The sequence below is a fragment of the Bradyrhizobium sp. Bra64 genome (assembly GCF_024519875.1).
Taxonomy (GTDB): domain Bacteria; phylum Pseudomonadota; class Alphaproteobacteria; order Rhizobiales; family Xanthobacteraceae; genus Bradyrhizobium; species Bradyrhizobium japonicum_G.
On record NZ_JALJRD010000025.1, the window covers coordinates 44,300 to 53,801 of the forward strand.

General features: G+C 65.1%; 9 protein-coding genes and 1 tRNA gene. 9 read left to right on the top strand and 1 reads right to left on the bottom strand.

The window, feature by feature from the left end; translation table 11 throughout:
* The first annotated feature begins 11 nt into the window (after positions 1-11).
* The 3 genes from NR187_RS34390 to NR187_RS34400 all read left to right on the top strand — a co-directional run bounded on the left by NR187_RS34390 (position 12) and on the right by NR187_RS34400 (position 1,338).
* Entirely contained in the window at positions 12-746 is a 735-nt protein-coding gene (locus NR187_RS34390) for a tRNA-uridine aminocarboxypropyltransferase (protein WP_256809451.1), read from the top strand.
* Positions 747-916: 170 nt separating this feature from the next.
* A tRNA-Cys gene (locus NR187_RS34395) sits at positions 917-990 on the top strand.
* Positions 991-1,191: 201 nt separating this feature from the next.
* Positions 1,192-1,338: a hypothetical protein gene (locus NR187_RS34400; RefSeq protein WP_256809453.1), complete on the top strand. Its 147-nt coding sequence runs from the start codon at positions 1,192-1,194 to the stop codon at positions 1,336-1,338.
* 80 nt (positions 1,339-1,418) lie between these two features.
* Here the strand turns inward: NR187_RS34400 and NR187_RS34405 are convergent, their stop codons facing one another.
* On the bottom strand, positions 1,419-1,613 hold the full coding sequence (locus NR187_RS34405; RefSeq protein WP_211385789.1) for a hypothetical protein: 195 nt from the start codon (positions 1,611-1,613) through the stop codon (positions 1,419-1,421).
* 259 nt (positions 1,614-1,872) lie between these two features.
* Here NR187_RS34405 and NR187_RS34410 point away from each other — a divergent pair, with 259 nt between their 5' ends.
* From NR187_RS34410 to NR187_RS34435, 6 genes are all read left to right on the top strand, one after another.
* Positions 1,873-2,136, top strand: coding sequence for a hypothetical protein (locus NR187_RS34410; RefSeq protein WP_256809455.1), 264 nt, complete (start codon positions 1,873-1,875; stop codon positions 2,134-2,136).
* Positions 2,137-2,576: 440 nt separating this feature from the next.
* On the top strand, positions 2,577-3,497 hold the full coding sequence (locus tag NR187_RS34415; protein WP_211385791.1) for an ABC transporter substrate-binding protein: 921 nt from the start codon (positions 2,577-2,579) through the stop codon (positions 3,495-3,497).
* Complete coding sequence (locus tag NR187_RS34420; protein WP_256809456.1) at positions 3,497-5,122, top strand: amino acid ABC transporter permease/ATP-binding protein; 1,626 nt, start codon at positions 3,497-3,499, stop codon at positions 5,120-5,122. Before NR187_RS34415 ends, NR187_RS34420 begins: the two co-directional genes overlap by 1 nt.
* Before the next feature lie 87 nt (positions 5,123-5,209).
* Complete coding sequence (locus NR187_RS34425; protein WP_256809457.1) at positions 5,210-6,451, top strand: acetamidase/formamidase family protein; 1,242 nt, start codon at positions 5,210-5,212, stop codon at positions 6,449-6,451.
* A gap of 134 nt (positions 6,452-6,585) precedes the next feature.
* Positions 6,586-8,919 carry an acetamidase/formamidase family protein gene (locus NR187_RS34430; protein ID WP_256809458.1) on the top strand — a complete coding sequence of 778 codons (2,334 nt, stop codon included), beginning with the start codon at positions 6,586-6,588 and terminating at the stop codon, positions 8,917-8,919.
* Positions 8,920-8,935: 16 nt separating this feature from the next.
* Entirely contained in the window at positions 8,936-9,319 is a 384-nt protein-coding gene (locus tag NR187_RS34435) for a RidA family protein (protein WP_211385795.1), read from the top strand.
* Positions 9,320-9,502 lie beyond the last annotated feature (183 nt).

The following is a 9,502-nucleotide window of genomic DNA, read 5'->3' on the forward strand; positions in this document are numbered from 1 at the left end:
TAGCGGCGACCATGTCGAACCCAGCAGCCGCCGCGCCGGCCGATCCGATCCCCGAATGCCCGCACTGCCAGAAGCCGATGCCGCTGTGCATCTGCGACAGCGTCACGCCGATCGAAAACCGGCTCTCGCTCCTGATCCTCCAGCATCCGCAGGAGCAGGACAGGGCGCTTGGCACCGCACGGCTGCTTGCGAAGCATTTCGCCAAGGCGACGGTGCGCGTCGGCCTGTCCTGGCCGAGCCTGTCCAAGGCGCTGGGGCAGCCGGTCGAGAATGCGGCGCGCTGGGCCGTGCTCTATCTCGGCTCGGCACGCGCGGCCGCTCTCGAGGTCGAGGGCGAGATTGTCGCACTCGACCGCAAGGGCGCGATTGCGGAGAACCAGCGTGCGATCCTGGGCAAGCTCGAAGGCGTGGTGCTGCTCGACGGCACGTGGAGCCAGGCCAAGGCATTGTGGTGGCGCAACCCCTGGATGCTGAAGTGCCAGCGCGTGATCCTCAACCCGGCGCACCCCTCGCGCTACGGGCGCCTGCGCAAGGAGCCGCGCAAGGACGGACTCTCCACCATCGAGGCTGCCGCAACGATCCTGGCCAGTCTCGAGAAGCGCCCCGACATCGCGCAGACGCTGAACGCGAGTTTTGAACGGATGCTAACCCGCTATCGCGAAGTCCAGGCCGAGATGCCGGAATTGGCGCCGAAACCGGTGGTCAAGGACCGCCGGCGTGGTGTCCGGCGCGGCAAGCGGGCCTGACTCGTCCCAAGCACCTGAAACCGCGCGATCCTCCTGGAGGAGGGACGCGTCGCGACGGCCGGCGCCATCGATGAGATTCCCGGCAGATATCTCGGCAGTGCGAAGGCATGGCCGGCTCCGGTCGGGGTTGCCTAAATCCATGATCCCCTATATTGCTCCGCCCTCGTTGGGGCCACGTGGCGGAGTGGTTACGCGCCGGTCTGCAAAACCGTTTACTCGGGTTCGAGTCCCGACGTGGCCTCCATCGCAAAGTTCTGATCTTTCAGCACAAATTGATTGCGGCGCAGGTTCCGCCGCGCCTGCATGCAGATCCGGCCACGAAGGCCGCGCTGGCGCACACCGGGTTTGCCCGGGCCTGCCGGAAACCCGTGATTCAGGCCTGCTGGCATAGAGTTCGCATCAGCCAGGTGATGTATTCCCCGAGCGATCGAGCGCTGGAGAGCACGTGAGCGAAATCGTCCGATTTGTCCCGAAATCCGAGCTGGAGCGGGCTCGCCTCATTCGCGAGGCCCGAGCGATCTATGACAGCATCTTTCCGCCGACCGCGCCCGACCGGGCGTTGCAGGACGGCGAGGAGCGCATCAAGACCTGATCACGGTCGTGCCCGTGCGGCGCTGGGCCTGGCGCAAAACGCCCGCGGGCAGCCGCTACGTTTTCGAGTTGAAATTGGCCTCAGCAGGCCGCGTACCAGCCGTCCGGAAACGGCAGGAGGGGCCAGGCGCCCTCATTGTCGTTGGCGGCCTTGGGCTTGGCGTTGAACGTCCACGAGCGCGGCACGAAATCCTCCCCCGGCGCGAACGCCGGATCTTCATGGACCATGGCGTCCTGGACGGCATCCAGCAGCAAGTTGAATTCGGCTTCGCTCATCACACCCTCCGAACCGCGGATGGCGCAATGTCGCAAAGTCGGCTTGTTACCCGATTGAACCGATCGTTCGCATTTTAACGATCCGGCGATCGGGTCCCGATTAGTTAGCGATTCATGAAAATCCCCCGGGAACCGTAAGCGCCTCCGACCGGCTGCCCGTGTGAAAGAGATCACATTCCCGGCGGTTTATTTCTCCTACCCCTTCGCAAGCCCGGCCAATGCAGGCCGGGGGTGGGCAGGGCAGACAGGAGACTTCGTCATGAAGGCAAGGTTCTTGCGGTTTGCGGGTGTGAAGAGCCGGGCGCGTCGCGCCTCGACGCTCGGATTGTTTCTGACGCTGTTTGCCTCCGCCGCACATGCGCAGCAGGGAACGCCCGAGCAGCGTCGGGCCTGCACGCCCGACGTCTACCGGCTCTGCGCCGGCGAGATCCCCAACGTCCGCGCCATCACAGCCTGCCTGCGCCGTAACCGGTCAAGCTTGAGCGAGGCTTGCCGCAGCGTGTTCGATCAGGCCGGCGGCTGACATACCAGGCCTGTGAGTTTGTGCGCAGCAAGTGGCTCGTGCCAGCTCGCGAATCTGGCATGATCGGCCTGTGGATATGCTGCGGACAGGCTGTGGACGGCGGTGATCCAGTTCGGATGCCGGCCGCAGATGGATCCGTAAATCGTCGTATCTCCGCCGGTCATCGTCATATCTCTGTCAAATAAGCTGACCGGATGATTCTCGGATCGCGCAGATCGGTACGTCATCCGGAACGATATGGTTCTCCCGAATTCGGAATCCCGCGCCGAGACACGTCGTGCCTGCGAACAGTTTTTGTGCAGTCGCTTGCCCAAATCACGGGCCCCTTCCATCCAATTTTTTGTACGCCCGCGGACAAGCTTTCCGGTCCGCACTCCACCTAGGCTCGCTCCCGAGATCTGGAACATGGCCATTGCCATGACAATTCGAAGGAGCTGGAGATGGAGACACGGGTATTGCCCCAGGCGCGGCGGGGGATCGCGCGCGCATCACAGCCGTGGCGCAGGCTGGCGCTCGGCGCCGCCATCGCTATCGGCCTCGTTGCCGCTGCACCGCTGAGCGCGCAGGCCGCAGCGCCCGCCGCCTGCGCCGCGCTGCAGGCCAAATATCCGGACTGGAAGGGCAAGACGCTCGTCAACGCCATCAACCCGCACACGCCGGGCTATGAGACGATCGACCCGAAGGATCCCAGCAAATATATCGGCTTCGACATCGACCTCGGCGAAGCCATCGGCGAATGCCTCGGCTTCAAGCTGACCTACAAGCCGGTGACGTTCGCCGCACTGCTGACCACGCTCGCCGCGGGACAGGCCGATATCGTCATCTCCGATATCTATGCCACCAAGGAGCGCGCCAAGGCCGCCGACTTCATCACCTACTCGAAGGTGTTCGACGGCGTGCTGGTCGCCAAGGGCAATCCGAAGGGCATCAATGGCATCAACATGTCGATGTGCGGCGCGGCTGCCGCCGAAAACACCGGATATGTCGAGGTGCCTCTGATCCAGGCCCTGATGCCGGAGTGCAAGAAGGCCGGCAAGCCCGAGCCGACCGTCCAGCTCTACGACAACAACGCCAACTGCATCCAGGCGATCCTCGCCGGCCGGGCGGACACCTATGTCAACGACGTCAACACCGTCGACAGCGCGGTGAAGGCCTATCCGGACAAGCTGGAGAAGGCGATCGCGGTGACGATCCCGTATTCGGTCGGGATCGCAGTGCCGAAGGACAAGCCGAAATTCCGTGACGCCGTGCTCGCCGCGCTGATCGAGGTGCAGAAGGCCGGCACGCATATGGAGCTTCTGAAGAAGCATGGGCTCGACGTGAACAACTTCAAGGAGCCTGACATCCTGACGGCAGACTGATGTCGCTGTTCCTCCATTACCTGAGCATGCCGTATCTGCTCGAGGGCATCGAGCTCACCCTCGAGGTGACTGCCCTCGGGCTCGGCGGCGGATTGATCCTCGGATTGATCCTCGCCGGCATGCAGCTGTCGCGCTTCTGGCTGCTGGCGGCGATCGCCCGGGCCTACACCGTGATCTTCCGCGGGACGCCGCTGATCCTGCAGATGGTGTTCGCCTATGACGCGCTGCCGCATATCGGCATCAAGCTGCCGGCGGTGCTGGCCGCCGGCCTCGCGCTCGCCTGCAACGAGGCGCCGTTCATCGCCGAGATGCTGCGCGCCGGCGTGCTCGGCGTCGACCGCGGGCAGGTGACGGCGGGCCAGGCGCTCGGCATGACGCCCAGAATCCTGATGTGGCGGGTGATCGCGCCTCAGGCGATCCGCACCATGATCCCGGCCTTCGGCAACGAGGCCGTCAGCGCGCTGAAGAATTCCTCGCTCGCCTCCGTCGTCGCGGTCCAGGAGCTGACGCTGCGCTCGACCCAGCTTGCGTCCTCGACCTTCGACTTCTTCTCGATCTTCTTCGCCTCCGGCCTTTTGTATCTGGTGCTGACCTTTGCCATCAGCGTCATCCAGCTGTTCGTCGAATGGCTGCTCGATCTCGACCGCGCCCAAGGCCGCGAGCGCAAGCTCGCCGACTATCTGCCGTGGCGTCGCGTCGATCTCGCCACCAGGCTCGAGCTTGCCGAGGCGACCGCTGCCGATCCCGAGCCGGTAGTGGCGGAGCAGCTTGCCGAGACGCCTCCGCTGGCCTTGACGCGCGAGGAACGCACCCGGCGCGCAGCGACGATCGCGCGCAACAACATCGCGGTCGAGGCCAAGGACCTCACCAAGAGCTACGGCGCGCAAAAGGTGCTCGGCGGTCTCGATCTCACCGTTCGCGTCGGCGAGGTGGTCGCATTGCTCGGTCCCAGCGGCTCCGGCAAGAGCACGCTGCTCCGCTGCATCAATCATCTCGAAAGCTGGGACGCAGGTACCGTGCGCGTCGGCGGCCGCCGTCTCGGTTTCGACGATGACGGCAAGCTGTTGTCACCACGGGCGATGGCCAACGAACGGGCAACGGTTGGCGTCGGCATGGTGTTCCAGCAATTCAACCTGTTTGCCCACCTGTCGGCCAGGGAGAACATCGCCGGTCCGCTGCGCTGGGTGCACGGCATGACCCGCATCGATGCCGACCGCCGCGCGGCCGAATTGCTCGAGCGCGTGGGCCTGACACATCGCGCCGATGCGCTGCCGCGGCATCTCTCCGGCGGCCAGCAGCAGCGCGTCGCCATCGCGCGGGCACTCGCACCAAACCCGAGCGTGCTGCTGCTGGACGAGCCGACCTCCGCGCTCGATCCCGAGCTCGTCAACGAGGTGCTGGAAGTGATCCGCCGTCTCGCCATCGACGACGGTCTCACCATGATCATCTCGACGCACCAGATCCGCTTCGCCGATGAAGTCGCCGACCGCGTCGCTTTCCTGAGCGGCGGGGTGATCATCGAGGAGGGGCCGGCGCATGAGGTGCTCACCAATCCCCGCAATCCGCTGACCGCGCGTTTTCTCAGCGTGATGGAAGCCGACAAGATTCCGGAGGCGGTGCGATGACCTGCCGTCCGGCCTCGCAAGACCAGCGACCGCGTTCCCCGAAGAGGCCAAGTCACCTGAAGAGGCCAAGTCAAAAGAGATCAAGTCATGAAGCATGTCACGCTGCCGGTGTCGCCCAAGACGGTCCATTGGGGTTATTTCTCCAAAGCCGTCGCCCCGGCGTTGACGCTGCGCTCCGGCGATCGCGCCACCATCGAGACGCTGACCCATCACGCCAATGACGATTACGAGCGCATGATCGCGGGCGATCCCGGTGCCGAGAGCGTGTTCCAGTGGACGCGTGAGCACAAGGCGGTGGCGCGCCGCGGCTCAGGTCCCGTCGAAGGCCCGTTCATCCGCGGCGCAGGCGAGGGGATTGGCGTGCATCTCCTCACCGGACCGGTCGCGATCGAAGGAGCCGAGCCCGGCGATATCCTGGAGGTGCGCATCCTCGACGTCCGGCCACGACCGAGCTGCAGTGCCTGCCATGCCGGGCGCTGCTTTGGCTCCAACGTCGCGGCGAACTGGGGGTTTCATTATCACGACCTGATCGAGGAGCCGAAGCCACGCGAGGTCGTCACCATCTTCGAGCTCGACACCTCCGGCGAGCCCTACGCCAAGGCGGTCTACAATTACGTCTGGACGCCGCAGACCGATCCCGACGGCATCGTGCACTCGATGATCGACTATCCCGGCGTGCGCGTCGATCACGCCACCATCAAGAAGCGCGAGAACATCCTGTCCAGTGTGAAGGTGCCGGCCCGTCTGCATTTCGGCACGATGGGGCTCGCGCCGTCGGAGGCCGATTTCGTCAGCTCGATCCCGCCGAGCTATACCGGCGGCAACATCGACGACTGGCGCATCGGCAAGGGTGCGCGCATGTTCTATCCGGTCGCCGTCCCCGGCGCGTATTTCTCGGTCGGCGATCCCCATGCCGCGCAGGGCGACAGCGAGCTCGGCGGCACCGCAATCGAGACCTCGCTGACCGGCGACTTCGAGTTCATCCTGCACAAGAAAGCCGACCTCGCCGGCACCAGCCTCGAAGGTCTCGACCATCCGATGCTGGAGACCGATCAGGCCTGGTCGTTCTACGGCTTCACCTATCCGAACTATCTCGCCGCGCTCGGCGCCGACGCCCAAACCGACATTGCCAATCACAGCAGTCTCGACCGTGCGATGCGCGATGCGTTCCGCAAGCTCCGACGGTTCCTGATGACCGTGCATCGCCTCAGCGAGGACGAGGCGATCTCGCTGATGTCGGTCGGCGCCGATTTCGGCGTCACCCAGGTGGTCGACGCCAATTGGGGCGTTCACGGCACGATCCGCAAGAACATCTTCCGTTGCGACTAATGCGTTGAAGCGTCGCGTGTTTCCGGGATGAGAGGATGAGCAGCGATCGTCATTTGCGGCCCGTCGCTACGACGGATGATCGAGTGCGGCTGGCACAGAGGTTGCTTCGATCAACGGCAATCTGGGTTGATCCGATGAGCTTCCGGCCGTTCACGAGCGAGTCCTACACGCAAGACGACCGCCCCGAAGCCTGGCGGGACGTGCTCGCTGCCGTCGGCCTGCAACCGGCTGGCGGCCATTGCTTTTTTGACGGACACGCAACGGCGTCGCATCGTCAGGCCGCGGGCGTCGCGATGACGCGCATGGCCGCGGGCGCGCAGAGCGTCGGACCTCTGTCTCACGCGAACGAAGAGCTTCCGATCGCCCTGATGCCGCTCGACGATGGCATGGTGCTCAGAAGTGCCGGCGGCCACCGCATCGTTCCGGTCGGCCATCTGGTGCTGTTGCCGCGGAGCGGGGACTGGAGCATCGTGTTCCAGCGCGACATGCGCGCCATCGTGCTGTCGGTGACATCGGGCGCGCTGCACGGTCGCCTTTCGGGCAAGCCAAGGCTCGGCGAGCCCCGGGTCGTTGCGGCCAGCGGTTTCGCCGATGTGTTCGCGCGTCTGCTGGATGCGACCGCGCGCACGCTCGAGACGCTGAGCGATGCCGAATGGAACGCGGTCGCGCAGTCGCTCGTCGACCTCCTCTTGACCCTTGCGCATCAACTGGCGGCCTCGACGTCCGATGCCGGATCGAGCGCGACGCAGGCCGCGCTGCTGCACCGGATCTGCCGCACCATCGAACGGCGGCTCGATGATCCCGAATTGGTGCCGGCGCGCGTCGCGCAGGCCGAGGGGATTTCCGAGCGCTATTTGCAAAAGCTGTTCGAGACGGTCGGCGACAATTTCACCCATTACGTCCGCGAGCGGCGGCTGCAGCGCGCCTGGGCCGACCTGTCCAATCTGGCTGAAGCGCATCGCTCGATCTCGGAGATCGCCTACGCCTATGGCTTCGGCGACTCCGCGCATTTCAGCCGCGCCTTCCGCCACCGCTTCGGCCTGCCGCCGCGCGAGTTCCGCCAGCAGGAGGCGGAGCGGGCGACCTTGCAGCACGGGATCACCGGTCAGCGCGGCTGGCCGCAGGAGGCGCTGGCGCAGCTGCGCGCACACCAGGCGGGAGCGGAGGCGCGCAGCAATGTTTCCCGCACCGACACCGATGAGCCGAGAACAGCCGGACGCAAGCACCATCATCTGCCGATCGAGGCCGACCGTGTTCATTGGGGTTATTTCAGCCGTTCGCTGGCGCCGCAGCTCGAGATCGCCTCGGGCGATACCATCACCATCGAGACATTGACCCAGCACGCCTCCGACGACCCTGAACTGATGATCGCGGGCGATGCCGCCGCCGAAAGCGTGTTCGGATGGACCAAGGCCAGGAAGAACGTGGATCGCCGCGGCGCCGGTCCGATGGACGCCAGCGTGTTTGGTCGCGGCGCCGGCGAAGGCTTCGGCGTGCACATCTGCACCGGGCCCGTGGCAGTGAAGGACGCCCAGCCGGGCGACGTGCTGGAAGTGCGGATCCTCGACATCGTGCCGCGGGCGAGCCGTCATCCGAAACATGCCGGCCGCGTGTTCGGCTCCTCGGTCGCGGCCTGGTGGGGCTATCATTACGACGAGTTCCTTTCGGGACCGAAGCCCCGCGAAGCGGTGACGATCTACGAGATCCTTGACGACGCTGATGCGCCGCACGCCCGCGCGCTGTATTCCTACCGCTGGGAGCCGCAGACCGATCCGTTCGGCGTCGTGCACCCTACCTACGATTATCCCGGCATTCCCGTCGCGCCCGGTACGGTGAAACGCCGCCACGCCGTGCTCGACGGCATCCGCATTCCCCTGCGTCCGCATTTCGGCGTAATCGCGGTGGCGCCGCGCGAGGTCGATTTCATCGATTCCGTGCCGCCATCCTATTTCGGCGGCAATCTCGACAATTGGCGGCTGGGGAAGGGGGCCACGGTCTATCTTCCGGTCTCCGTCCCCGGCGCGCTGCTGTCGGTCGGCGATCCCCACGCAGCCCAGGGCGACGGTGAGTTGAGCGGCACCGCGATCGAATGCTCCATGACCGGCACGTTCGAGGTGATCCTGCACAAGAAGGCCGACCTTGCCGGCCAGCCCTTCGCCGATCTCAGCTATCCCCTGATTGAAACCGCGACCGACTGGGTGCTGACCGGCTTCAGCCATCCCAACTATCTCGCCGAGTTCGGCGCGCAGGGCCAGAGCGAGGTCTATGCAAAGTCCTCGCTCGACCTCGCCATGAAGGACGCCTTCCGCAAGATGCGGCGCTTCCTGATGAACGTGAAGGGTCTCAGCGAGGACGAGGCGATCGCCCTGATGTCAGCCGCCGTGGACTTCGGCGTCACCCAGGTCGTCGACGGCAATTGGGGCGTGCACGCGATCATCAGCAAGCGGCTGTTTCAGGACGCGCCTTGAACCGAAGGATACCCCAGTGAAATTCCACATGATCAGCGGCGGCCCGAAGCCGGTCGCGCCCTTCAGCCACGCGGTCGAAACCGACGGCTTCGTCTTCGTCACCGGCCAGATGCCGGATACGCCGCAAACCCCGGGCGTGCTGCCAGAGGGCATCGTCGCGCAGACGAGGGCGGTGATGGAGAATTTGAAGCTGGTGCTCGCCGGTCTCGATCTCGGCCTCGAGCACGTAGTGATGGCGCGAATCTATCTCACGCGCTTCAAGGACGACTACACGGCGATGAACGAGACCTACCGCACGTACTTCGCGCCCGGCCGCCTGCCGGCGCGCACCTGCGTCGGCGTCACCGGCCTTGCCTATGATGCGCTGATCGAGATCGATCTGGTGTGCCGGCGGCCGTGAGATGCGAGCTACAAGCCGTTGCGTTGCCCGACGGGCAAAACACCCAAGCAAAGGGTCAAGCCGGCCTTGCGAAAATATTCGCCTTTACAGAAATGCGGATTTACCGCATCGTTCCTCACCTCATCCCTGTCAGAGGGGCGTATCGCGATCGTCACGAAACGCGGGATGGGTTGTGGCGGACGC